Genomic DNA, 25,312 nt, shown 5'->3' on the forward strand with positions numbered 1-25,312 from the left:
AAAATTTGTGCTACTGGGTTGGAAGCTTACAGGCTTACAACGTTACCAGCTGCTGGGCCTTTAGCGCCGCTTTCGATGGTGAAGGAAACTTTCTGACCTTCATCCAGAGATTTGTAGCCTTCGTTCTGGATAGCAGAGAAGTGTACGAACACGTCTTTAGAGCCATCGTCAGGAGTGATGAAGCCGAAACCTTTATCAGCGTTGAACCATTTTACCAGACCAGTCATTTTAGCAGACATAGAATTACCTTAATTAACAAATATATTGTGCCTTCCGGCTTGATGGATTGTGTTACAGATTTTTAAGCGATGAAGGAAGGGTCACTACGAAGGGTATCTATGGATAACAATCTGGACTGCTTTACTAAACTGCTTTAGGTCTGTGTAACAAACCGACCTGTATAGTTATACCGATGTGGTAGAAGAATAACAAGCGTTATTTTCGCCCGGAATAAAAAACCCCGCCTGAGGCGGGGTTTTCCGATTTATTCTGTGGCAGCGACCGCTGCACTCCACGCCTGACTAAAGGCCTGGTGCTGGGAGGCCAGTGGCCCAATCAGCGCATTATACTGGCTTGCCTGCTGCGAGGTCGGGAACTGAATACCGTTGGCCACAAAGCTCACCTGAGTGCCCTGCTGGGAGATGAAGTCCCCCACCTGAACCAGCTGCTGCGTGAAAATTTGCGCGGCCGGGATCAGCGGTTGCATCGCTTCAGAAGGTTTCGACACCACTTTCTCGTACACTTTGTCGAAGACCGGTTTGAGATCGTCGCCCTGCTTCAGCGCGGAACGTGACGCGTCCGCCTGCATTTTCGCATTCTGCAGCTGTTGGCTCAGCACGCCGAGCGCACCGTTGGACTGGCGCAGCGGTTCACGTTGCGTCATGTAATCCTGCGGGACGCGAATAGCGTTCACGCTATCCACAACCGGACGGATACCGGAATCCATCGCCTGGCTCACCTGCTGTGAATAACCATAAAGAATGGCGTAATCAGACACGAAGGGGCCAAACTGTTTTTTCTGATCCGCAGTCAGCGTCGGCAACCGTTCACCGCTGCGCATCACCGTATTCTGTAGAAAATCGATAAACGCTTTGCGCTGATCGCCTTCTTTATCAAAACACCCACTCAGGCTAACAACCATCAACAACGCCGCAATAGGCGCAAACCAGCGAGAGCAGGACTTTCCTGTCGCCATTTCATTACTCCTTTCACCCAAAAAAGCGCACACCGGCACATGCGTGCCCGACGCTGACAAGGATAGTCCAGGTCAGCCCTGCAAGATACTCTTTTCATGCAAAACGGCTATTGCCGTTTTATTTCTTACTATTTACAAAAAAATACGTGGCGAAGCCGACATAAGCGTAATCAGGTAATTAGTCTCACCCTGGCAACGGCTGAAACGCATAAAGCGATCGTTACCGCACGATTAATCACATCCGTGACGATCCGTCGTTTGTATTAGGGACTATTCTTAACAGGCTCTCTGATGTTCTTGATCCCGGTATGTGATTTAAGAGGAGTCCTCAATGGAATATAAAGATCCTGAGCTTGAGCTGCTGAGCAGCCTGGAACAGATTATTTTTAAAGATGTACCGCAGACGTTAACCCTGCAACAAAGATCCAATCCCTTTAAAGAATATGAGCAATTGCGCAAAGGGACTGGATTAAAAACTGAAGAATTCGCCAGAGCGATGGGTGTCAGCGTGGCTATGGTGCAGGAGTGGGAGTCAAAACGCGAAAAACCCACCCCAACCGAGCTAAAGCTGATGCGCCTGATTCAGGCCAACCCTGCACTCAGCAAGCATATAGCATGATGCAGTAAAGTAAGTTACCGCCCCCGCCTTTGCGGGGGCTTGTGTTTTAAAGGGGGGCACAGCGCCAACCCGCCTCTTCCCAGACCAGTTCATGCGTCAATGCTAACCCCCGCAAAAAAGCCTCATCGTGAGAAACCACCAGCAATGCCCCGGGGAAACCGGCCAGTGCGGCTTCAATCGCCTCGACCGAGGCCAGATCCAGATGGTTGGTCGGTTCATCCAGCAGTAAAAGCTGCGTAGCGTCTTCACGCCACAAGACACAGGCCAGAGCAGCCTTGAGACGTTCCCCGCCGCTCAGCTCAGCCAGCGGAAGCGCCACTTTGTCGGCGCCCAGTTGAAGCTGCGCTAAACGGGTTCGCAGCACACCCTCTTCCAGAGGTGTATGACTCAGATTGAGATGCGCCATCACCGACTGCGAAAGATCGAGCTGCGACAGATGTTGATCGAGATAAGCGCAGTTTACCGATACCTTACACGTTCCTGAGAGCGGAGCCACTTCGCCGAGAATGGCTTTTAAAAGCGTCGATTTACCGCAGCCGTTTGGTCCTTTTAGCGCCACGCGCATCGGTCCGTCCATCCGCCAGTTGGTCGGCGGGAGAGTGACGTGTGGCAGCACCAGCCCCTCCATCACCAGCACCTGTTTCCCCTCAGCAATCTGGCTTCCAGGCAACGTGAACATCACCGGATTCTCCTCTTCAACTCGCTCCCGGGCCTTGTTCACCGCGGCATTCAGCGCTTCATGTTGATCGCCATGCTGTTTTTTCCAGGTGCCAATGCGCTCTTTGGCGGCCATTTTGTATTTGACCCGCTCGAACGAGGCAATATTAAGGTTATCGACCGTACGTAACGTCTTCGCCGAACGCCGCTGGCTTTCGTCATGCTCTTTTTGCATCCGCGCGCGGGTGCGTTTGCGTTCTGTTGCCGCATGTTCCAGTGCCGCACGGGCTGCCTGCTGTTCGGCGTCCCGCTGATGCGTATAGTCGTCGTAACTGCCACCGTAGTGGCGAAGGCCCGAGGCGCTCAGTTCAAGAATACGCGGTACCTTCGCCAGCAGTTCACGGTCGTGGGAGGCCACCAGCACGCCCCCCTGATAACGGGCGAGCTGGTCGTAGAACCACTCACGTCCCTGCCGGTCGAGATGGTTGGTGGGTTCGTCCAGCAGCAGATAATCCGCATCAGCCGTAAACGCGCCACAGAGCAACGCGCGAATGCGCTCGCCGCCACTGAGTTCCATGGCTGATTTATCCGGGTCAAATGGTGGAAGTTTTGCGTGGAAAAACGCCTCGCTCAGACGTTCTGCTACATCCCAGTGTCCGTCGAGTAACGCCAAATCATCGGGCTGGTAGTCACCGCTGTCGATGCGCTTACGCGCCGCAAAAATCGCCTCATACTCCAGCAGCTCAGCAAGCGTGGTTCGCGGGGAGATATCGGGCTGTTGTGCCACATAAGCGTGCGTTGCAAAACGTTCGATATGACCGCTGGCAGGTTCATCACACCCTGCCAGCAAACGTAGCAGACGTGTTTTACCGCTGCCGTTGCGGCCAACCAGCGCGCACAGTGAGGGTGCCAGAGAAAGATTCAGTGGACCAAAAAGGGTATCGCCCGTCGCAAACTGACAGGTCACCTGATGCAAAATAAAAGAAGGGGATTGCGCAAAATGAGCCATAAGCACTCCTGAATGAAATCAAAACATCCCCTGCCGACGCGGTCGCGTTTAGCAAGGATCGAAATTCATCAGTCGTGTTTGTTCATTTTCGGGATGCGCTCCTGAGGGAGAAATATAACGAGAAACAGGATAACGGTAATTTGCTGACCATTTCAAGGTGAATTTTTAGGCGATTGCACTGCGCTTAGCTGGTCCACAAAAAAAACGAGACATAAAAAAACCCGCCGAAGCGGGTTTTTTCTCATCTGCTGGCCCGTCACCGGGCACATGCACGTTACTGCAGCAGCGAAATATCCGCCACGCGCAGGAACAGCTCACGCAGTTTTTCGAGCATAGAGAGACGGTTGATACGCAGCTCTTTATCTTCCACGTTCACCATCACTTTCTCGAAGAAGGCATCGATGACATCACGCAGTTCCGCCAGCTCCACCAGGGCTTCCTGGTAGCGGCCTTCGGCGAAATACGGCTCCAGCTTGTCACGCAGTACCACAACCTGCATCGCCAGGGCGATCTCTTCTGGCTCTTTCAGCGTCGCAGCGTTGACACGCTCGTTCAGCGTTTCGTCGGATTTCGCCAGAATGTTAGAGACACGCTTGTTAGCCGCGGCCAGTGCAGATGCCGCTTCCAGCGTACGGAAGTGGGAAACCGCCTTCATACGCGCATCGAAATCTGCCGGACGGGTTGGACGACGTGCCAGTACCGCCTGAATGGTATCGACGGTGTAACCTTCGTCCTGATACCACGCACGGAAGCGACCAAGCATAAAGTCGATCACATCGTCGACCACGTTGGCGTTGGTCAGCTTATCACCGTACAGACGTACCGCTTCTTCAGTCAGGGTCTGCAGATCCAGGTTCAGGTTCTTTTCAACGATGATACGCAGCACGCCCAGGGCAGCACGACGCAGCGCAAACGGGTCTTTGTCGCCTTTTGGATGCTGGCCGATGCCAAAGATACCTGCAAGGGTGTCCATCTTATCGGCAATCGCGACCGCACAGGCCACCGGATTAGACGGCAGCGCGTCACCCGCGAAACGCGGCTGATACTGCTCGTTCAGGGCCACGGCCACATCTTCCGCTTCACCGTCGTGACGCGCGTAGTGCATCCCCATCACACCCTGGGTGTCGGTAAATTCGAACACCATATTGGTCATCAGGTCACACTTGGACAGTAAACCCGCGCGCGTTGCGTGGTTCACATCCGCACCGATTTCACGTGCGATCCAGCCAGACAGCTCCGCAATACGGTCAGTCTTGTCGCGCAGCGTACCCAGCTGTTGCTGGAACAGCACGGTCTGCAGACGTGGCAGGTGATCTTCCAGACGCTTTTTACGGTCGGTGTTGAAGAAGAACTCGGCATCCGCCAGACGTGGACGCACCACTTTCTCGTTACCGGAGATAATCTGGATCGGATCTTTTGATTCAATGTTCGCCACGAAGATGAAGTTTGGCAGCAGCTTGCCGTCGTTGGCGTAAACCGGGAAGTACTTCTGGTCACCCTTCATGGTGTACACCAGCGCTTCAGCCGGCACGGCCAGGAATTTCTCTTCGAACTTCGCGGTCAGTACCACTGGCCATTCAACCAGAGAGGTTACTTCTTCCAGCAGGCTGTCGCTCAGATCCGCTTTACCGCCAATCTTACGCGCCGCGTCTTCCGCATCCGCCTTGATTTTGGCTTTACGCTGTTCGTAGTCAGCAATAACTTTACCGCGCTCCAGCAGGATCTGCGGATACTGGTCAGCATTGTCGATGGTGAACTCAGGCTCGCCCATGAAGCGGTGCCCACGGATCACGCGATCGGACGCCACACCCAGGATGGTAGCCGGAATAACAGTATCGCCCAGCAGCAGCGTCACGGTGTGCACAGGACGCACGAAGTGCACGTCGCTTGCGCCCCAGCGCATCAGTTTTGGAATCGGCAACCTGGCCAGCGACGTGGCAATCATGTCAGGCAGCAGCGCTTGCGCACTTTCACCTTTCACATGTGCACGGTACAGCAGCCACTCGCCTTTATCGGTGGTCAGACGCTCAGCCTGATCGACGGTGATACCACAACCACGCGCCCAGCCTTCAGCCGCTTTGCTTGGCTTGCCTTCAGCATCAAACGCCTGAGCAATCGCCGGACCACGTTTTTCAACTTCACGATCCGGCTGAGACGCCGCCAGGTTCGCCACTTTCAGCGCCAGACGACGCGGAGCAGCAAACCATTCAATTTTACCGTGTGCCAGGCCAGCGTTATCCAGCTCAGCAGTCACGTTCGCAGCAAAAGATTCAGCCAGGCTGCGCAGGGCTTTTGGTGGCAGCTCTTCGGTGCCAATTTCCACCAGGAAAGTTTTCTCAGACATGGCCGCCTCTTATTTGTTTCGGTTGCACATCGGGAAGCCAAGGGCTTCACGGGACGCATAGTACGCTTCTGCAACGGCTTTGGTCAGGGTACGAATACGCAGAATGTAGCGCTGACGTTCAGTCACGGAGATAGCTTTGCGGGCGTCCAGCAGGTTGAAGCTGTGGGCGGCCTTCAGAATACGCTCGTAAGCAGGCAGCGGCAGCGGAGACTCCAGCGCCAGCAACTGCTGCGCTTCTTTCTCGTACTGCTCGAAGCAGGTGAACAGGAAGTCCACATCCGCGTATTCGAAGTTATAAGTGGATTGCTCCACTTCGTTCTGATGGAACACGTCGCCGTAGGTGGTTTTACCCAGCGGGCCGTCGCTCCAGACCAGGTCGTAAACGCTGTCTACGCCCTGAATATACATGGCCAGACGTTCCAGACCGTAGGTGATTTCGCCGGTAATCGGTTTACATTCCAGACCGCCAACCTGCTGGAAGTAAGTGAACTGCGTCACTTCCATACCGTTCAGCCACACTTCCCAACCCAGACCCCAGGCACCCAGCGTTGGGTTCTCCCAGTTATCTTCCACGAAACGGATGTCGTGAATGGTTGGATCCATACCCAGCTCTTTCAGTGACCCGAGGTACAGTTCCTGAATGTTGTCTGGCGATGGCTTAATCACCACCTGGAACTGATAGTAATGCTGCAGACGGTTCGGGTTTTCGCCGTAACGGCCATCGGTCGGACGACGTGAAGGTTGCACATAAGCAGTCGCCATTGGCTCCGGCCCCAACGCGCGTAAGCTGGTCATTGGGTGTGAAGTGCCTGCGCCTACTTCCATGTCCAAAGGTTGAACAATGGTACAGCCCTGACGAGCCCAGTAATCCTGTAAGGTCAGGATCAGGCCCTGGAAGGTCTTGGTATCAAACTTTTGCATAGTATGTCGTGCTGGATACGTGTGGTTTTAAATGGAAGGGACCAGTATACCCGCTGCCTGCAAGATATACAGTACGAAACGGGTTTGTTTAGGGAAAATTGGGGAAATAAGCCACCACGCCAGGCAGTCGCTGGCGTCTGGCTGTTGATTATGCGAGCGGCTTAGCGCATGGAGAGATGTAAAAACTGACCGTCTGCGTCAAACGAACAGACAAAGCCCTCTTTACGGGACGTATGGCCTTTCAGCTCATAACTCCCCTGGAATCGCTCAAATCCCGTGACATCAATGTTCTGCGCATCCGAGTTATAGCGGCGCGCAGCCTGATCCTTACAGAACTGCTCCATATTCAGGGAGCGTTCCGGGCTGATTTTTCCCTGCTGTGCTTTTTGCACGGGTACAGAGGGTGGCGTACTGCATCCTGCCAGGATAAACAGCAGAAAGAGTGACGCCGCACGCTTCATCATCATTTTTATTACCGCCCTGTTCAGTGGCTGTTATTTTTAGTAGCAAAGCTTTTATAGATTATGCCCTGGCATTCTGCGAACCTCGCGGCTTTCAAACAAGGCTGCTCAATAAAACTCAGAATTTTCCAGAGAGAGGCTTCAATACAATCGCAGTCACACTGAATTTACAAGGGATGATGAGGAACTGATGTCGTCAAAAATTAGCTGGATTGATAATCTGCGAGGAATAGCGTGTCTGATGGTGGTCATGATCCACACGACGACCTGGTATGTCACCAATGCGCACAGTATCAGCCCTGTAAACTGGGATATAGCCAATATTCTTAACTCCGCATCGCGGGTCAGTGTGCCGTTGTTCTTTATGATTTCCGGCTTTCTCTTTTTTGGCGAGCGTAGCGCGCAACCGCGGCATTTTATCCGCATCGCCGCCTGTCTGAGCTTCTACAGCGCCGTGGCCTTGCTCTATATCACCCTGTTCACCTCGATTAACGCCGGGCTATCTCTCAAATACCTTCTGCAAAAACCCGTCTTCTACCATCTGTGGTTTTTCTTCGCCATTATCGTTATCTATCTGGTTTCCCCACTGATTCAGGTGAAAACCGTGAGCGGGAAAATGCTGCTGGCGCTGATGGTGGTCATTGGCATCATAGCCAACCCGAATACGGTCTCGCAGAAAATTGATGGTTTTGAATGGTTACCGGTCAATCTCTATATCAACGGCGATACCTTTTACTACGTACTCTACGGCATGCTGGGGCGAGCTATCGGGATGATGGACACCCAAAAACGCGGCATGAACGGGCTATGTGCAGCGCTGTTTATCATCGGCGTGATCGTCATTTCGCGTGGGACGCTGCATGAACTGCAATGGCGCGGCAATTTTGCCGATACCTGGTACCTGTATTGCGGCCCGATGGTCTTCATCTGTGCCGTATCCCTGCTTACGCTCGCCAAAAACACCCTGAACGCACGTCCCCTTCCGGTGCTGAGCGTTATCTCCCGGCACTCGCTCGGTATATACGGTTTTCACGCGCTGGTGATCCACGCCCTGAGAACGAGAGGGGTGGAGTTCAAAAGCTGGCCGGTGCTGGATATCCTCTGGATTTTCACCGTCACGCTGATGGCGAGCCTGCTGCTGTCAATGCTGCTGCAGAAGGTCGACACCCGCCGCTTCGTCAGTTAACGCTGCGCTGTCGGGCACGATGATACTGGCGCGGGGAGGAAAACCCCGCGGCCAGTGAGGCCTGTTCCACGCCACGCCCTTGCAACAGCCACTGTTCAGCCACCGCCAGACGCAACTGCTCCAGATAGTCGCGAACGCTTATCCCTAAATGCGTCTGAAAAAGCCGCGTTAAATGGCGCGGGCTGACATGCGCCAGAGCGGCAATCTCGGGTAAAGCCCAGGCTTTGTGCGGCTCGGTGGTAAGCGCATCCTGCGCACGATGGATGGCCGGGTGAAGATGATTGCGGTAGCGTAACCATGGCGACAGCTGGGGATCGTCCCCGGAGCGACGAAACCAGACCACCATTTCGCGCGCCACGGCCAGCGCTTTTTCTGCGCCACACAGACGGTTAATCATATGCAGCGCCAGGTCGATACCCGAGGTGATGCCGGCGCTGGTCCAGATATTCTCATCCTGCACGAAGATCCGGTTTTCTTTGATGATTGCCGTCGGAGCCGCCGTACGCAAACGGCTTATAACGTCATGATGCGTTGTGCACTGCCGGTGGTTCAGCAAGCCCGATTTTGCCGCCAGCAACGCCCCTGAACAGACGCACATGACGGTGATATCCTGACGATGAATTTTTGGCTGCAGGCGCATTAACCAGTGCTGGATCAGCTGCGCCTGCGGCGTTGAAAACTGAAAGCGGGAGTCGCTTACCCCCGGCAGCACCAGCAAACTGCCCTCAGGCAGGCTTTCCGGCAGCGGCTGAATACCGCCCATCATCAGACCAATCGACGTCGGAACCTCTGCCTGCGGACCAATGTAATGCAGGCGAAACGCGTCCCCTGCCAGCACAAAGGTCTCTGCCGGGCCCGTCATGTCTAATGACAGCACCCCGGGCAACATCACAAACCAGACGTCGATGCTCATTACAGTGACTCCAGCGTCTCCGCAACCGTTTTAATGTCGGCAAACCGCCCGGCCAGTACCGTCTCGGTACGATGGCGCAGTTCCTCTGCGCTCAGGGTTATCCCCTTGTGCGTCATTGGAAACGTGAGCGTTGCCTCGCTAACAAAGGTCACAGCATAGCCCAGATCGGATGCCACCCGCGCAGTGGTTTCACAGCATTGTTCCGTGCGAATGCCGCACACGATGAGCTGATTAATGTCTCGCTCACGCAGCCAGCGGTCAAGCCCGGTATCCGTGAACGCGTTATGGACGTGTTTCTGGAAGACCACGTCCGGCTGATGACGTAAAAAGGCCATCGGTTTGACATAGCCGCTTTGCAGTGTGAACGGACCGTCTTCATCTACATGGAAAATATCAACGACAGGAATGCCACGCGCCTGGCAGCCCTCAATCAGCCCCAGCATCGCCTGCTGAAAGGCAGGAATCTCGTCCTCCTGCCAGTAATGACGATGATGAAAAGACTGCTGAGTATCGATGTTGATTAATGCAGTACGTGACATGTTGAATCTCCTCGCCAGTGGGTATGACACCATACTGGCAAGGAAATGAAGGCCCGCACAGACCAAAAAAGGACAACCTCGTGCCTCTGACAGACAACCGTATTTACGACATCAGCGGCAGCAGCTGTTGGTAGATTTTGCGAAAGACCTCGCGTCTTTGCGCATAACGCGCATGACGTGCCGCATCAGGCAGATGCGCCTGTTCCAGTTGAAGCTGCGGTAACAGCTGAGAAAGCGGCGTTTCCGGGTTCATGGCAATCTGTGCCAGTCGCGCTGCACCGAGCGCAGGCCCCACATCACCACCGGTACGAAAATCGAGCTGCAGTCCGCTGATATCAGACAGCATCTGGCGCCAGTAGCTGCTACGCGCACCGCCGCCAATCAGGGTGATACTCGCCGGCGTCACACCGCAGTCATGTACCACGTCCATTCCGTCCGCCAGGGCATATCCCACGCCTTCCAGAACGGCACGAGCCAGTTCCGCCGGGCCATGCTGATGGGTTAACCCAAAGAACACCCCTTTCGCTTCCGGATTGTTATGCGGCGTGCGCTCGCCGGAAAGATAAGGTAAAAACCAGACGGTACCCGCACTTTCATCCGCCAGCTGTGCAGCAGCAATCAGTGCCGGAACATCAGCCATCCCGGTCAGTTTCGCGGCCCAGTCAAGGCAAGAGGCGGCGCTCAACATAACCGACATCAGATGCCATTTTCCCGGCAGCGCATGGCAGAAACTGTGAACGGCACTTTCAGGATTACTGCGATAACCCTCGCTGACCGCAAAATAGACGCCAGACGTTCCCAGCGAAAGCATCGCCTGCCCGGCTTCCACCATCCCGACCCCCACGGCACCCGCCGCGTTGTCACCGCCACCGGCCACCACCGGGACAGCGGGCATATTCCAGCGTTCTGCGACGGCAGGCTGTAAGGTACCCGTTATCTCACTGCCCTCATAGAGCGCTGGCATATGTTCGCGAGTCAGGTGGCAGGCATCGAGCATGGCCTCACTCCAGTCACGCTTGGCCACGTCGAGCCACATCGTGCCGGCAGCGTCGGACATGTCGCTGGCGAAATCACCCGTCATGCGAAAACGCAGATAATCTTTTGGCAGTAAAACTTTCGCCACCTGACGGAAAATTTCCGGCTCATGGCGGTGTACCCACAGTAACTTTGGTGCGGTAAAACCGGGCATCATCAGGTTGCCGGTAATACTGCGGGAGGTGGGTACTCGCTCTTCAAGGAGTGCGCACTCTTCTGCACAGCGACCATCGTTCCAGAGAATGGCCGGTCGCAGGACGTGATGCTGACTGTCCAGTAACGTCGCGCCGTGCATTTGCCCGGCAATGCCGAGGGCTTTGACGTCACGCAGACTGTGCTGTTCACCTAGCGCTTTGATTGCACGATCCGTTGCCAGCCACCACTGCTCCGGATCCTGTTCCGACCATAGCGGATGCGGACGTGAGACCTGCAGCTTTTCTGTCTGCGTTGCTAACACGTCGCCCTGCTCGCTTAACAGGATGGCTTTCACACCCGATGTGCCAAGATCAATCCCGATATACATTCGGTGACTCCTTTAACAGAAATGCCCGGTGGCGCGACGCTTACCGGGCTTACGTTATTATCTACTCACTGTTATTTATCGAACAGGTAGTGATTAACCAGGTTTTCCAGCAGCTCCTGATGCCCGCTCTGATGCTGCGGTGCCAGTTGATGTTGTTCAGCGTACTTCGCGACGTCCGCAAGCGATAACTGGCCTTTCAAAATTTGCTGACCCAGCTCACTGTTCCAGCCGCTATAACGCTTCGCGACACGTTTATCCAGTTCACCGTCTTCAATCATACGCGCGGCGACTTTGAGCGCCAGCGCCATGGTATCCATTGCGCCAATATGGCCGTAGAACAGGTCGTATTTGTCGGTGCTCTGACGGCGCACTTTGGCATCGAAGTTCAGCCCGCCGGTGGTGAACCCCCCCGCTTTGATAATTTCATACATCACCAGCGCATTCTCTTCCACGCTGTTCGGGAACTGGTCGGTATCCCAACCCAGTTGCGCATCGCCGCGGTTAGCATCAACAGAACCGAAGATACCCAGCGCGATAGCAGACGCGATCTCGTGATGGAAAGAGTGGCCGGCCAGCGTGGCATGGTTGGCTTCAATGTTAACTTTGATCTCTTTTTCCAGGCCGAACTGTTTCAGGAAGCCGTACACGGTAGCAACGTCGTAGTCGTACTGGTGCTTAGTCGGTTCCTGAGGCTTCGGTTCGATCAGCAGCGTACCGCGGAAACCGATTTTGTGTTTATGGTCGACCACCATCTGCATAAAGCGGCCAATCTGCTCGCGCTCCTGACGCAGGTCGGTGTTGAGCAGGGTTTCATAGCCTTCACGACCGCCCCACAGCACATAGTTTTCGCCGCCCAGCTGATGCGTGGCGTTCATTGCGGTAACCACCTGCGTTGCCGCCCAGCTAAACACTTCCGGATCCGGATTGGTTGCCGCACCCGCGCCATAGCGTGGGTTGGTAAAACAGTTGGCCGTGCCCCACAGCAGCTTCACGCCGCTTTGCTGCTGTTTAGCCGCCAGCACATCCACCATCTGCGCGAAATTGTTCAGATACTCTTTCAGTGAGGCGCCTTCCGGCGACACATCCACATCATGGAAGCAGTAGTACGGCACGTTCAGTTTGTGGAAGAATTCAAAGGCGACATCGGCTTTACGCTTCGCCAGCTCGATGGCCTCACCCGGCTGCTGCCATGGACGGTCAAAGGAACCCACGCCGAACATATCGGCTCCGTTCCAGCAGAAGGTATGCCAGTAACAGGCGGCAAAGCGCAAATGCTCTTCCATGCGCTTACCCAGCACCAGCTCATCCGGGTTGTAGTGACGAAATGCTAAAGGATTGGTTGTTTTCGGGCCTTCGTAACGAACACGATCGAGTTGGTCGAAATAAGCTTGCATATTGAGCTCCATAATCAGGGTATGCGGCGAGTCGTTGATACAGGAGTAATAGTGAATAGACATTTTGGCTTGCTCAATTACGTTATTTCACACTGCTATTGAGAGAATGCACAACTGTGCGCTGGCTCGCAAAATAATGTGCAGGCAAACTATTTTTCGGTCCCTCTTCCATAATCAAATGTAATTAAGACGTTACGTATTTTAAAATTCGATCGCGGTCATAAATTCAGAAATAAACCAAATATCATAATGCGAAGATAAAAATCTGTAATTGCCAGCCCGCATTTCCCCGTTAAAAATTTGCTGCGTCCCAGCAGTGAATGTTTCTTTTATCTCAGCAACACATACCCCTACAAAAAGGCCCTATAATTATGAAGATAAAGAACCTGTCCCTTACTCTCTGCACTACGCTCCTCCTTGCAAGCTTTGCCGGACATGCCAAGGAAGTCAAAATTGGCATGGCGATTGACGATCTGCGCCTTGAACGCTGGCAGAAAGATCGCGATATTTTTGTGAAAAAAGCGGAATCACTTGGCGCGAATGTGTTTGTGCAATCCGCGAACGGCAACGAAGAAACGCAAATGTCGCAAATTGAGAATATGATCAACCGCGGCGTCGATGTGCTGGTCATTATCCCTTATAACGGCCAGGTATTAAGTAACGTCGTTAAAGAAGCCAAACAAGAAGGCATAAAAGTCTTAGCCTATGACCGCATGATTAATAATGCGGATATCGATTATTATATTTCGTTCGACAATGAAAAAGTGGGTGAATTACAGGCTAAAAGCCTGATCGACAAAGTACCTCAGGGCAATTATTTCCTGATGGGCGGCTCGCCGGTTGATAACAACGCTAAGCTGTTCCGCGAAGGGCAAATGAAAGTCCTGAAGCCGTATATCGACAGCGGTAAGATTAAAGTGGTCGGCGATCAGTGGGCGGATGGCTGGCTGCCAGAAAACGCGCTGAAAATCATGGAAAACGCCTTAACCGCCAACAACAACAAAATCGATGCTGTCGTCGCATCCAACGATGCCACCGCAGGGGGCGCAATCCAGGCACTCAGCGCCCAGGGGCTGGCAGGTAAAGTGGCGATTTCGGGTCAGGATGCCGACCTCGCGGGCGTCAAACGCATCATGGCTGGCACACAAACCATGACCGTCTACAAACCGATTACCCAGCTTGCGAATACGGCGGCGGAAATTGCCGTGGAGCTGGGAAATGGTAAGCAACCTAAGGCAGACGCGACGCTGAATAACGGGCTTAAAGATGTTCCGGCTCGTCTGCTCACCCCCATTGAAGTCAATAAAGAGAACATTGACGCCACCGTCATTAAAGACGGTTTCCACAAGAAGAGTGAACTGTAATCCAGCGCGCCCCTGCTCTGCGGGGGCGCATCGAGTTGTACTGTTCTTCCCTCGGGTCATGTGGAGCAGTTATGCCTTATTTACTTGAAATGAAAAGCATCACCAAGCGCTTTGGCGCGGTGAAAGCGGTCGACAACGTCAGTCTGCGGCTCAATCCCGGCGAAGTGGTCTCGCTGTGTGGCGAAAACGGATCGGGCAAATCGACGTTGATGAAAGTGTTGTGTGGGATCTACCCGCACGGCAGTTACGAGGGCGAAATTGTCTTTGCCGGTGAAGTGATTCAGGCGACACACATTCGCGATACCGAACGCAAAGGCATCGCCATCATCCACCAGGAGCTGGCGCTGGTGAAGCACCTCACCGTGCTGGAGAACATTTTTCTGGGGGCCGAAATTTCACGTCATGGCGTACTGGATTACGACACCATGACGCTACGCTGTGAAAAACTGCTGGCCCAGGTAAGTCTCGCGATTTCCCCGGATACGCGCGTCGGTGATCTTGGCCTCGGGCAACAACAGCTGGTTGAAATCGCCAAGGCGCTGAACAAACAGGTAAGGCTGCTGATCCTCGATGAGCCAACGGCCTCCCTCACCGAGCAGGAAACGGCCGTCCTGCTCAATATCATTCGCGATCTGCAAAACCACGGCATTGCGTGCATCTACATTTCGCACAAGCTCAATGAGGTAAAAGCCATTTCGGACACCATCTGTGTGATCCGCGACGGTCAGCACATCGGCACACGTGAAGCTGCCGGCATGAGTGAAGATGACATCATCACCATGATGGTGGGGCGCGAGCTCACGGCGCTCTATCCAAACGAACCGCACACCACGGGTGACGAAGTGTTACGCGTGGAAAACCTCACCGCGTGGCACCCCGTTAACCGCCACATCAAGCGCGTGAATAACGTCTCGTTTTCCCTTCACAGCGGCGAAATCCTCGGTATTGCGGGGTTAGTCGGGGCCGGGCGCACTGAAGCCGTCCAGTGCCTGTTTGGCGTGTGGCCGGGCCGCTGGGAAGGCCGTATTTTTATCGACGGACAGCCGGTAAAAATCGAAAACTGCCAGCAGGCGATTGCCCACGGTATTGCCATGGTGCCGGAAGATCGCAAGAAAGATGGCATCGTCCCGGTCATGGCGGTGGGTAAAAACATCACGCTTGCCGCGCTCGATAGGTTCTCCGGTGCGCTGAGCAGCCTCGATGATGCTGCTGAGCAGCAGTGCATTCTCCAGTCGCTCGCCAGACTCAAGGTCAAAACATCCTCCCCGGAACTGGCCATTGGACGTCTGAGCGGGGGCAACCAGCAGAAGGCAATCCTGGCGCGTTGCCTGCTCCTCAACCCACGCATATTGATCCTGGACGAGCCGACGCGTGGGATCGATATCGGCGCCAAGTACGAAATCTACAAACTGATTAATCAGCTTGTACAGCAAGGGATTGCCGTCATTGTCATCTCGTCTGAGTTACCCGAAGTGCTCGGCCTGAGCGATCGCGTGCTGGTCATGCACGAGGGAAAACTGAAAGCCAATCTGATTAACCAGAACCTGACGCAGGAGCAGGTGATGGAAGCCGCTTTAAGGAGCGAACGTCATGTCGAAAAGCAATCCGTCTGATATTAAAGTCGCTGTTCCGACGCCCGGCGCGTTTGCCGGTCTAAAAGCGTTGAACCTGCAGGTTTTCGTGATGATCGCGGCGATTATTGCCATCATGTTGTTCTTTACCTGGATGACCGATGGCTCGTACTTAAGCGCGCGTAACGTCTCTAACCTGCTGCGTCAGACTGCCATTACCGGCATCCTCGCGGTGGGCATGGTATTCGTGATTATCTCGGCGGAAATCGACCTGTCGGTGGGGTCGATGATGGGTCTGCTTGGTGGCGTGGCGGCCATTTTTGACGTCTGGCTTGGCTGGCCACTGCCGCTGACCATTGCGGTTACGCTGGTGCTGGGCCTGCTGCTGGGCGCCTGGAACGGCTGGTGGGTTGCCTACCGTAAAGTCCCGTCGTTCATTGTCACGCTGGCGGGGATGCTGGCCTTCCGCGGGATCCTAATTGGCATCACCAACGGCACCACCGTCTCCCCTACCAGCGCAGCCATGTCACAAATTGGTCAGAGCTACCTCGCCGATAGCATCGGCTTTACGTTCGGTGTGATTGGGTTGCTGGCGTTTGTGGCCTGGCAGTGGCGTGGGCGAATGCGCCGTCAGGCGTTGGGTCTGGCATCGCCAGCGTCAACGTCCACAGTCGGTCGTCAGGCACTCACTGCGGTCATTGTACTGGGCGCAATCTGGCTTCTGAACGACTATCGCGGTGTCCCGACGCCGGTATTGCTGTTGGCACTGTTGCTGCTGGCCGGGATGTTTATGGCCACGCGTACCGCGTTTGGTCGCCGTATTTATGCCATCGGCGGCAACCTTGAGGCTGCTCGCCTTTCAGGGATCAACGTCGAGCGCACCAAACTCGCCGTCTTCGCCATTAACGGCCTGATGGTTGCTATCGCCGGGTTGATCCTCAGCTCGCGTCTGGGGGCGGGTTCTCCCTCGGCAGGGAACATCGCCGAGCTGGATGCTATCGCCGCCTGTGTCATTGGCGGCACCAGCCTCGCAGGCGGTGTCGGCAGCGTGGCAGGCGCGGTGATGGGGGCATTTATTATGGCTTCGTTGGATAACGGGATGAGTATGATGGACGTCCCGACGTTTTGGCAGTATATCGTCAAGGGGGCCATTCTTTTGCTGGCAGTCTGGATGGACTCTGCAACCAAGCGACGAGCCTGATAACAATATTGTGACTTATTTGGGAAGTTAGCCATGTTTGAAAAGCGTCACCGCATCACGTTGTTATTCAATGCCAACAAAGCCTACGACCGTCAGGTGGTGGAGGGCGTTGGTGAATATTTGCAGGCGTCGCAATCCGAGTGGGATATTTTTATCGAAGAAGATTTCCGAACCCGTCTCGAAAACATCAAAGAGTGGCTGGGCGATGGGGTCATCGCTGACTACGACGACCCCGTCATTGAGCAATTGCTGACTGACGTCGACGTTCCGATTGTTGGCGTCGGCGGGTCTTACCATGCGCCCGAGCACTATCCGCCGGTTCACTATATCGCCACCGATAACCATGCGCTGGTTGAGACCGCCTTCCTGCATTTGAAAGAGAAAGGCGTCCATCGCTTCGCGTTTTATGGTTTACCGTCAACCAGCGGCAAGCGCTGGGCAGTTGAGCGCGAACATGCTTTCTGCCAGCTTGTCGCGCAGGAGAAGTACCGCGGCGTGGTTTATCAGGGGCTGGAGACCGCGCCGGAAAACTGGCAGCACGCGCAAAACCGACTGGCGGACTGGCTGCAAACCCTGCCGCCGCAAACCGGCATCATTGCCGTTACGGATGCTCGTGCCCGCCACGTTTTGCAGGTCTGCGAACATTTACACATTCCGGTGCCGGAAAAACTGTGCGTCATTGGCATCGATAACGAGGAGCTGACGCGTTACCTCTCTCGCGTGGCGCTCTCGTCCGTTGCACAGGGTACGCGTCAGATGGGCTATCAGGCGGCGAAGTTACTGCATCGTCTGCTGGATAAAGAAGCGTTGCCGCTTCAGCGCTTACTGGTTCCCCCTGTCCGCGTAGTCGAACGCCGTTCAACGGATTACCGCTCCTTAAGCGACCCGGCAGTTATTCAGGCCATGCACTACATTCGCAACAACGCCTGCAAAGGGATTAAGGTCGATCAGGTGCTGGACTCGGTGGGCATTTCCCGTTCGAATCTGGAGAAGCGGTTTAAAGAAGAAGTGGGCGAAACCATTCATGCGGTCATCCACGCCGAGAAACTGGAGAAAGCACGCAGCCTGCTGATCTCCACCTCATTGTCGATCAACGAAATCTCACAGATGTGCGGTTACCCGTCGCTGCAATATTTTTATTCGGTGTTCCGAAAGGAGTATGAAAGTACGCCAAAAGAGTACCGGGAGCGTCACAGCGAAGTGATGATGTAGAAAAAAGAGAAAAGAAAACGCCTTCCGATGGAAGGCGTTTTTTTGAATTACATATGTGCGGCGATTAAGCGCTGGTTATCCTGGTACATCGCGAACAGATAGTTGTTATAGCTCTGTCCCTTGGTCGAATAACCTTTCAGCTTGTGGATCATCGTGCTGGCCGTCACTTCCTGATCCGCTTTACGCAGCTGAGCGCGCGATTTACGGAACGATGAGTAGGCCGGATGCGTGTTCAGATTCACCACGTAGGCATTCACGGAATCTTTCACCGATTCAAACTGAGAATAGCCTTTCACCTTACCGGGTGCATTATTACAACGCCCCTTGATACATTTCATACCAAACAGGTTGTTGTTGTTACGCGCCAGTTTCGAGGTACCCCAGCCACTTTCGGCTGCAGCCATGGTCGCAACCATGCTCCCCGGGATAATGTCGACACGCTCTAAGAGAGAGTTCCACGGCACACGGCGCGTGTTACCGTTCCAGCTCACCTTGTAGCGTTTGGTGATATCTTTCAGACGCGCGCGTTCTGATGGCGACCAACGGCTGTCGTACTGTTTGGCAATCAACCAGTTACGATCCGCAGTAATCGCGGCGTTTTGACTTGTGATGTAAGGCATTACCGTCCGGAGAAACGCTTTTTTCCTTGGTGTTCCGGAAGGGTATTTTCGCAAATCAGGAAGTGAACTACTCTTTGCACTATTGCGAGAATACTCTTGTTTACTGCTAACCTTACTACTTGTCGTCTTTATTACGTGGGCTTTCTTACTCGTTGTATCCGTGTGCGTCTTCGCAAGCACCTCACCCGAAAATGCCATGGTGAGTAACATGAGTATCGCGGCCCCATATCGTCGAATGGGAGTCGATATCATTAGGTCTCCTGGTCGGATATAAACATTCCAACACCTTATTTTTTTCACAAATTTGAGAGCGGAATCTCAAATCATAACAAAAATAGACTGCAAGAGCACGTATAGAAATAGTCCAATTCCGAAACTATGTCACCTGAAACCTGCTCACATAAGCATCAATTCTGAAAAAATTGTGCGCGAACTCGCAGATAACTTCCTAATTTTGCGCGGGATCACTCATCCTCACGCGTCATCCTTGCAGAAAGCCCCGGGGGATGAGTTTTTACCCCACACCTGATGGCACACTGGTCAAAAATGCCGCGACAGGAAAATGGAATGAAACGCACCGCATTAGCTTTTCTGATGTTACCCGCACTGGCTCATGCTGACTGGTCATCACCGGGTTTCAACGCCTTTAGCGCCGAAGGTACCGGGATATTTACCAGCCAGGCAAAGCTTGCGAAGGGTACTCGCCCTCTTACGCTGAGTTTTGACAACACGTGCTGGCAGCCAACGGATGCAATAAAACTCAATGAGATGCTGTCGCTTAAAAAATGTGACGGCACGCCGCCGCAGTGGCGACTGTTCCGCGACGGCGAGTATCAGATGCGTGTCGATACCCGTTCCGGTACGCCCACACTGATACTGACTATTCAGAGCGCAGCGGAACCGTCGGTTGCAAACGTTACCCGCCAGTGTCCGAAGTGGGACGGTAAGCCCCTGACGCTTGAAGTTGGCAACGATTTCCCGGAAGGATCGGTGGTCCGTGATTTCTATAGCAAACAGACTGCAACAGTGCAGAATGGAAAAATCACCCTGCAACCCGCCGCCAACAGCAACGGCCTGCTGCTGCTTGAACGCGCCGAGACCGACAAACCCGCGCCCTTTAGCTGGCAAAACGCCACCGTCTATTTCGTGCTGACTGACCGCTTTGTCAACGGCGATCCCTCTAACGATAACAGCTATGGACGCCACAAAGATGGCATGCAGGAGATCGGCACCTTCCACGGTGGCGATCTCAAGGGGCTTACAACACGGCTCGATTATTTACAGCAGCTGGGCGTGAATGCGCTCTGGATAAGCTCCCCGCTGGAGCAGATCCACGGCTGGGTTGGCGGTGGCACCAAAGGTGACTTCCCCCACTACGCCTATCATGGCTACTACACCCAGGACTGGACCACGCTTGATGCCAACATGGGCACCGAAGATGATTTACGCCACCTTGTCGATGAAGCGCATAAACGCGGGATCCGCATCCTGTTTGATATCGTCATGAACCACACGGGTTACGCGACGCTCGCAGACATGCAGGCGTTCCAGTTCGGGGCCCTTTATCTGCAGGGTGATGAACTGAAAAAAACGCTGGGCGAGCACTGGACGGACTGGAAGCCGGGAGCAGGCCAAAGCTGGCATAGCTTCAACGATTACATCAACTTCAGCGACAAAGCCGCCTGGGAAAAATGGTGGGGTAAAAAGTGGATCCGCACCGACATTGGTGATTATGACAATCCCGGCTTCGACGATTTAACCCTGTCGCTGGCGTTCCTGCCGGATCTGAAAACGGAGTCGACGACCCCTTCCGGTTTACCCAACTTCTACCAACATAAACCTGATACCCACGCGAAGGCCATTTCAGGCTACACCCCGCGTGATTACCTGACCCACTGGCTCAGCCAGTGGGTACGTGACTATGGCATTGACGGTTTCCGTGTGGATACGGCAAAACACGTTGAACTCGAGGCCTGGCAGCAGTTGAAAGATCAGGCAAGCCAGGCGCTGGCAGCCTGGAAAGGCGCGAACCCCGACAAAAAACTCGACAATACCCCGTTCTGGATGACCGGCGAGTCATGGGGCCATGGCGTGATGCAAAGCGATTATTACCGCCACGGGTTTGACGCGATGATCAACTTTGATTATCAGGAGCAGGCAGCAAAAGCGGTAGATTGTCTGGCGGACATCGACCTGACCTGGCAGCAGATGGCGGAAAAACTGCAAAGCTTCAATGTCCTGAGCTATCTCTCGTCGCATGACACACGCCTTTTCCGTGAAGGCGGCCAGCGTGCCGCAGAGCTGCTCCTGCTCGCACCGGGCAGCGTACAAATTTACTACGGAGATGAATCCGAGCGGCCATTCGGACCGACAGGGTCTGATCCATTACAGGGCACCCGCTCGGATATGAACTGGCAGGACGTGACGGGCAAGCAAGCCTTAACTGTCGCCCACTGGCAGGTTCTGGGCCAGTTCCGCGCCCGTCATCCCGCAATAGGTGAAGGCAAACAAACCACGCTGTCGCTGAAAGAAGGCTACGGCTTCGTTCGCGAGCACAATGGCGATAAGGTCATGGTGGTGTGGGCGGGTAATCAATAACGACGCAAACCGGTTCCCTCTCCCCCTCCGGGAGAGGGATATTTTACCAGAACAATCCACTACCTAAATACCTTCCCGCCACATAAAACAACAATCCTGACCGCATCTCTCGATTTGCACCAGCACGGTGCTAGCGTTATGGTTACCCACTTTCAAAATAAGCTCGACAGATCACCTGCTATGACGTTTTCACTTTTCGGCGACAAATTCACCCGCCATTCAGGCATTACTCGCCTGATGGAGGACCTCAACGACGGGCTGCGCACACCAGGCGCCATCATGCTCGGCGGCGGAAACCCGGCTCAAATCCCGGAGATGAACACCTATTTTCAGACGCTGCTGGCTCAGATGCTGGAAAGCGGGAAAGCAACCGATGCGCTTTGCAACTACGATGGCCCGCAGGGTAAAACCGAACTGCTGACACTGCTTGCTGAAATGCTGCGCAAAGAGCTGGGTTGGGATATCGAACCACAGAATATTGCACTGACAAACGGCAGTCAGAGCGCATTTTTCTACTTGTTTAATCTGTTCGCAGGCCGTCGCGCCGACGGCACTACCAAAAAAGTGCTGTTCCCGCTGGCGCCAGAGTACATCGGCTATGCCGATTCCGGCCTCGAAGAGGATCTGTTCGTCTCGGCGCGCCCGAATATTGAGCTGCTGCCAGAAGGCCAGTTCAAATATCACGTCGACTTTGAACATCTGCATATTGGTGAAGAGACGGGCATGATCTGCGTATCACGTCCAACCAACCCAACGGGCAACGTCATCACCGACGACGAACTGATGAAGCTGGATGCGCTGGCGAATCAGCACGACATCCCGCTGGTGATTGATAACGCTTATGGCGTGCCGTTCCCGGGGATCATCTTCAGCGAAGCACGTCCGCTGTGGAACCCGAACATCGTCCTGTGTATGAGCCTTTCCAAGCTGGGTCTGCCGGGCAGCCGTTGCGGGATCATCATCGCCAATGAAAAAATCATCACCGCCATTACCAACATGAACGGCATTATCAGCCTTTCCCCGGGGGGAATCGGCCCGGCGATGATGTGCGAAATGATCAAACGTAATGACCTGCTGCGCCTGTCGAACGAGGTTATCAAGCCGTTCTATTACCAGCGGGTACAGGAAACGATCGCCATTCTTCGCCGCTACTTACCGGAAGAACGCTGCCTGATCCACAAACCTGAAGGGGCAATTTTCCTGTGGCTGTGGTTTAAGGATCTGCCGATCACCACCGAGCTTCTCTACCAGCGCCTGAAAAAGCGCGGCGTGTTGATGGTGCCGGGTGATTACTTCTTCCCGGGTCTGGATAAGCCGTGGCCGCATACGCATCAGTGCATGCGCATGAACTACGTGCCCGATCCGGAAAAAATCGAAGCGGGCGTGAAAATTCTCGCCGAAGAGATTGAGTACGCCTGGCGCGAAGATAGCCAGTAACGCGTTACGCCAGATTATGCAGCCGTTCGGTGCGTAATCTGGCGAGGTCAACGCAGCGCAGCGCGTGGGTTGGGCACGCCTCCACACAGGCGGGTCCAGCCTCGCGATCTGCGCACAAATCACATTTCACCGCCTGAACGCGGTTCCCCACTCGCTGAACCTGCATTGCCCCAAACGGGCACGCTACCACACAACTTTTACAGCCAATACAGCGCGCCGGCTCCACCCGCCAGGCACCCGCGGTGTGGCGAATCGCCTGTGTCGGACAAACAGTGGCACAAGGGGCATCTTCACACTGATGACAGCCCACAGCCGTAGTGAATGCACCGCCTTTGACCACCCGAATGCGGGGCGTAAACGCGCCTGCAGAAAGCATTCCCTGATGCGACACCACGCAGGCCACTTCGCAGGTACGACAGCCAATGCATTTTTCCGTATCAGCCAGGATAAATCGGTTCATCTGTCACGCTCCGCGCACGTTAAAACCCAGCTCTTTTGAGATAGCCTCTGCCGTTTCCCGCAGCGGTTTCAGCAGGTTTTTTTCACCAATTTGCTTCATGCGGGACGTCGAGAGCGAAATGGAGATCGCGTACGGCACGCGGCCATGAATATCAAACACCGGTACGGCAAGACAGGAGACGCCCAGCTCGTTCTCTTCTTTATCCATCGCCATGCTGTGCTCGCGGATTTCCGCCAGCTCGTCATACATCGCGCTCAGCTCGGTAATCGTGTTGCGGGTGAGCGGCTGGATCTGCTCCTGATGGCTCTGCCAGTAGCTCGCCACATAGTCATGATGACCAAACGCCATGTAGATTTTGCCCATCGCTGAACAATAGAGCGGCATATGCTGACCGATGTAAGCACGCGTGCGCAGCATACCGGTTGTGGGCTCCAGCTTATAAATCAGAATGGCGTGATCGTCCTCGCGGCTTGAGAAGTTCACCGTCTCACCGGTGGCGATATTCAGCGTCTCAAGGTGCGGGGCCGCCACGTGAATGATATTCAGCGACGACAGCGCCTTTTGCCCGACGGCGATAAATTTGGTGGTCAGGCGGTAGCTGCCCGCCGCAGGCGCCGGGGTAACGTACCCGCACGACTGTAACCCCTGCAGTAAGCGGTGCACGGTGCTTTTATTCAGCCCTGCCAGTTCCGATAAATGGGCCAACGGACACCCGTTCGGGTAGTTGCTGAGGATCTCAATCAGCATCAGGCCGCGAAACAAGCTCTGGCTACCTGCTGGCCTCTCTTTCTCTTGCGTCATTTCGCTCTCTTTCGTACTCATCCAATGGCTCCTTTTTATCGCGTCCTGATGGTAGCGCAAAGTGTGGTTCAGTTCACGATCTCAACAGAAAAAACACAACCAGTTGATTTTAATCGATTTTGAAAATCATGAATGTCGTTGATCTGGCAAAATTTGATCGCTATATTTGAAATCAGATTTCGCATAGTGAAATTTAGCGATAAAAAAGCACTCGCACTTGCCCCGACAAAAACAGGAGAACAGGGATGAAAGTGACCTTTGAAGAGTTAAAAGCGGCGTTCAGGCGGGTCCTGGTCGATCGCGGCGTAAAAGCGGACACCGCCGACGCCTGCGCGGAGATGTTTGCCCGCACCACGGAATCGGGCGTCTATTCACACGGGGTTAACCGCTTCCCTCGTTTCATTCAGCAGCTTGATGCCGGCGACATCATTCCTGATGCCCAGCCAACACGGGTGACCTCGCTGGGTGCCATCGAACAGTGGGATGCCCGACGTTCCATTGGCAACCTGACGGCGAAAAAGATGATGGATCGCGCCACCGAACTGGCCGCCGACCACGGTATCGGCCTGGTGGCACTGCGAAACGCCAACCACTGGATGCGCGGCGGCAGCTACGGCTGGCAGGCCGCAGAGAAGGGGTACATCGGGATCTGCTGGACTAACTCCATTGCCGTCATGCCAGCCTGGGGCTCAAAAGCGTGCTGCATCGGCACTAACCCTCTGATCGTGGCGATTCCGTCTACGCCGATCACAATGGTCGATATGTCGATGTCAATGTTCTCCTACGGCATGCTGGAAGTGAATCGCCTGGCCGGACGCACGTTGCCGGTGGATGGGGGCTTTGATGATGAAGGGCACCTCACCAGAGAACCTGGTGTGATCGAGAAAAACCGCCGCATTCTGCCGATGGGCTACTGGAAAGGATCGGGCTTATCCATCGTCCTCGACATGATCGCAACCCTGCTCTCCAACGGATCCTCCGTTGCGGAAGTGACCCAGGACAACAGCGACGAATATGGCGTGTCACAAATCTTTATCGCCATCGAGGTCGATCGTTTGATCGACGGACCCACCCGCGATGCCAAACTGCAGCGCATCATGGACTTTATCATCAACGCCGAGCGGGCTGATGACAACGTCGCGGTTCGACTGCCGGGTCATGAATTCACACGTCTGCTCGAAGAGAACCGCCGCAACGGCATCACTATTGACGACAGCGTGTGGGCGAAAATCCAGTCTCTGTAAGGAGTGGG

At 54.5% G+C, this 25,312-nt stretch carries 22 protein-coding genes; 9 read left to right on the top strand and 13 right to left on the bottom strand.

Annotation, left to right across the window (positions count from 1 at the left end; translation table 11 throughout):
• Nucleotides 1-26: 26 nt before the first annotated feature.
• Both cspE and QRN24_RS14610 read right to left on the bottom strand, forming a co-directional pair.
• Nucleotides 27-239 carry a transcription antiterminator/RNA stability regulator CspE gene (gene cspE, locus QRN24_RS14605; RefSeq protein WP_014168131.1) on the bottom strand — a complete coding sequence of 71 codons (213 nt, stop codon included), beginning with the start codon at nucleotides 237-239 and terminating at the stop codon, nucleotides 27-29.
• 245 nt (nucleotides 240-484) lie between these two features.
• Nucleotides 485-1,195: a DUF3053 domain-containing protein gene (locus QRN24_RS14610; RefSeq protein ID WP_020882641.1), complete on the bottom strand. Its 711-nt coding sequence runs from the start codon at nucleotides 1,193-1,195 to the stop codon at nucleotides 485-487.
• 331 nt (nucleotides 1,196-1,526) lie between these two features.
• On the opposite strand from QRN24_RS14610, the gene QRN24_RS14615 reads away from it, so the two are divergent.
• A complete protein-coding gene (locus QRN24_RS14615; protein ID WP_014168128.1) occupies nucleotides 1,527-1,814 on the top strand; it encodes an HTH-type transcriptional regulator in 288 nt (95 codons plus the stop codon).
• Between the two features lie 46 nt (nucleotides 1,815-1,860).
• On the opposite strand, the gene QRN24_RS14620 is transcribed toward QRN24_RS14615, so the two are convergent.
• The 4 genes from QRN24_RS14620 to QRN24_RS14635 all read right to left on the bottom strand — a co-directional run bounded on the left by QRN24_RS14620 (nucleotide 1,861) and on the right by QRN24_RS14635 (nucleotide 7,212).
• Nucleotides 1,861-3,480, bottom strand: coding sequence for an ABC-F family ATP-binding cassette domain-containing protein (locus tag QRN24_RS14620; RefSeq protein WP_284942836.1), 1,620 nt, complete (start codon nucleotides 3,478-3,480; stop codon nucleotides 1,861-1,863).
• A gap of 274 nt (nucleotides 3,481-3,754) precedes the next feature.
• Nucleotides 3,755-5,824 carry a glycine--tRNA ligase subunit beta gene (glyS, locus tag QRN24_RS14625; protein WP_014168126.1) on the bottom strand — a complete coding sequence of 690 codons (2,070 nt, stop codon included), beginning with the start codon at nucleotides 5,822-5,824 and terminating at the stop codon, nucleotides 3,755-3,757.
• 9 nt (nucleotides 5,825-5,833) lie between these two features.
• Nucleotides 5,834-6,745, bottom strand: coding sequence for a glycine--tRNA ligase subunit alpha (gene glyQ / locus QRN24_RS14630; protein WP_014168125.1), 912 nt, complete (start codon nucleotides 6,743-6,745; stop codon nucleotides 5,834-5,836).
• A 161-nt stretch (nucleotides 6,746-6,906) separates the two neighbouring features.
• Nucleotides 6,907-7,212, bottom strand: a complete 306-nt coding sequence (locus QRN24_RS14635; protein ID WP_284942837.1) for a YsaB family lipoprotein — start codon at nucleotides 7,210-7,212, stop codon at nucleotides 6,907-6,909.
• A 184-nt stretch (nucleotides 7,213-7,396) separates the two neighbouring features.
• Here QRN24_RS14635 and QRN24_RS14640 point away from each other — a divergent pair, with 184 nt between their 5' ends.
• The gene (locus QRN24_RS14640; RefSeq protein ID WP_284942838.1) at nucleotides 7,397-8,392 is read left to right on the top strand and encodes an acyltransferase; all 996 of its coding nucleotides are present in this window, start codon (nucleotides 7,397-7,399) and stop codon (nucleotides 8,390-8,392) included.
• Here QRN24_RS14640 and QRN24_RS14645 read toward each other — a convergent pair.
• The 4 genes from QRN24_RS14645 to xylA all read right to left on the bottom strand — a co-directional run bounded on the left by QRN24_RS14645 (nucleotide 8,385) and on the right by xylA (nucleotide 12,796).
• A complete protein-coding gene (locus QRN24_RS14645) occupies nucleotides 8,385-9,305 on the bottom strand; it encodes a GlxA family transcriptional regulator (protein WP_063925755.1) in 921 nt (306 codons plus the stop codon). The two genes, QRN24_RS14640 and QRN24_RS14645, sit on opposite strands and share 8 nt — an antisense overlap.
• A complete protein-coding gene (locus QRN24_RS14650) occupies nucleotides 9,305-9,844 on the bottom strand; it encodes an isochorismatase family protein (RefSeq protein WP_020882645.1) in 540 nt (179 codons plus the stop codon). The genes QRN24_RS14645 and QRN24_RS14650 overlap by 1 nt, the downstream gene beginning before the upstream one ends.
• A gap of 103 nt (nucleotides 9,845-9,947) precedes the next feature.
• Nucleotides 9,948-11,402, bottom strand: a complete 1,455-nt coding sequence (gene xylB / locus QRN24_RS14655; RefSeq protein WP_284942839.1) for a xylulokinase — start codon at nucleotides 11,400-11,402, stop codon at nucleotides 9,948-9,950.
• Between the two features lie 71 nt (nucleotides 11,403-11,473).
• A complete protein-coding gene (gene xylA, locus QRN24_RS14660; RefSeq protein ID WP_284942870.1) occupies nucleotides 11,474-12,796 on the bottom strand; it encodes a xylose isomerase in 1,323 nt (440 codons plus the stop codon).
• Between the two features lie 371 nt (nucleotides 12,797-13,167).
• Between xylA and xylF the strand changes: the two genes are divergently transcribed.
• From xylF to xylR, 4 genes are all read left to right on the top strand, one after another.
• Complete coding sequence (gene xylF, locus QRN24_RS14665) at nucleotides 13,168-14,160, top strand: D-xylose ABC transporter substrate-binding protein (RefSeq protein ID WP_020882647.1); 993 nt, start codon at nucleotides 13,168-13,170, stop codon at nucleotides 14,158-14,160.
• A gap of 71 nt (nucleotides 14,161-14,231) precedes the next feature.
• Nucleotides 14,232-15,773, top strand: coding sequence for a xylose ABC transporter ATP-binding protein (locus tag QRN24_RS14670; RefSeq protein ID WP_086533114.1), 1,542 nt, complete (start codon nucleotides 14,232-14,234; stop codon nucleotides 15,771-15,773).
• Entirely contained in the window at nucleotides 15,751-16,932 is a 1,182-nt protein-coding gene (gene xylH / locus QRN24_RS14675) for a xylose ABC transporter permease XylH (RefSeq protein ID WP_047355994.1), read from the top strand. The genes QRN24_RS14670 and xylH overlap by 23 nt, the downstream gene beginning before the upstream one ends.
• Nucleotides 16,933-16,965: 33 nt before the next feature.
• A complete protein-coding gene (gene xylR / locus QRN24_RS14680) occupies nucleotides 16,966-18,144 on the top strand; it encodes a D-xylose utilization transcriptional activator XylR (protein ID WP_020882649.1) in 1,179 nt (392 codons plus the stop codon).
• Nucleotides 18,145-18,191: 47 nt separating this feature from the next.
• Here the strand turns inward: xylR and QRN24_RS14685 are convergent, their stop codons facing one another.
• Nucleotides 18,192-19,016 carry a protein bax gene (locus tag QRN24_RS14685; protein ID WP_020882650.1) on the bottom strand — a complete coding sequence of 275 codons (825 nt, stop codon included), beginning with the start codon at nucleotides 19,014-19,016 and terminating at the stop codon, nucleotides 18,192-18,194.
• A gap of 315 nt (nucleotides 19,017-19,331) precedes the next feature.
• Between QRN24_RS14685 and QRN24_RS14690 the strand changes: the two genes are divergently transcribed.
• On the top strand, nucleotides 19,332-21,362 hold the full coding sequence (locus QRN24_RS14690) for an alpha-amylase (RefSeq protein ID WP_284942840.1): 2,031 nt from the start codon (nucleotides 19,332-19,334) through the stop codon (nucleotides 21,360-21,362).
• Between the two features lie 180 nt (nucleotides 21,363-21,542).
• Entirely contained in the window at nucleotides 21,543-22,799 is a 1,257-nt protein-coding gene (avtA, locus tag QRN24_RS14695) for a valine--pyruvate transaminase (RefSeq protein ID WP_020882652.1), read from the top strand.
• Nucleotides 22,800-22,803: 4 nt separating this feature from the next.
• On the opposite strand, the gene QRN24_RS14700 is transcribed toward avtA, so the two are convergent.
• Together QRN24_RS14700 and yiaJ are read right to left on the bottom strand one after the other, a co-directional pair.
• The gene (locus QRN24_RS14700) at nucleotides 22,804-23,259 is read right to left on the bottom strand and encodes a 4Fe-4S binding protein (protein ID WP_252070133.1); all 456 of its coding nucleotides are present in this window, start codon (nucleotides 23,257-23,259) and stop codon (nucleotides 22,804-22,806) included.
• A 3-nt stretch (nucleotides 23,260-23,262) separates the two neighbouring features.
• The gene (yiaJ, locus tag QRN24_RS14705) at nucleotides 23,263-24,081 is read right to left on the bottom strand and encodes an IclR family transcriptional regulator YiaJ (RefSeq protein ID WP_284942841.1); all 819 of its coding nucleotides are present in this window, start codon (nucleotides 24,079-24,081) and stop codon (nucleotides 23,263-23,265) included.
• A gap of 224 nt (nucleotides 24,082-24,305) precedes the next feature.
• Between yiaJ and yiaK the strand changes: the two genes are divergently transcribed.
• The gene (gene yiaK, locus QRN24_RS14710) at nucleotides 24,306-25,304 is read left to right on the top strand and encodes a 3-dehydro-L-gulonate 2-dehydrogenase (protein WP_014168108.1); all 999 of its coding nucleotides are present in this window, start codon (nucleotides 24,306-24,308) and stop codon (nucleotides 25,302-25,304) included.
• The last annotated feature ends 8 nt before the right edge of the window (nucleotides 25,305-25,312 follow it).

Source organism: Enterobacter sp. MEB024 (genome assembly GCF_030209635.1).
GTDB lineage: Bacteria > Pseudomonadota > Gammaproteobacteria > Enterobacterales > Enterobacteriaceae > Enterobacter > Enterobacter ludwigii.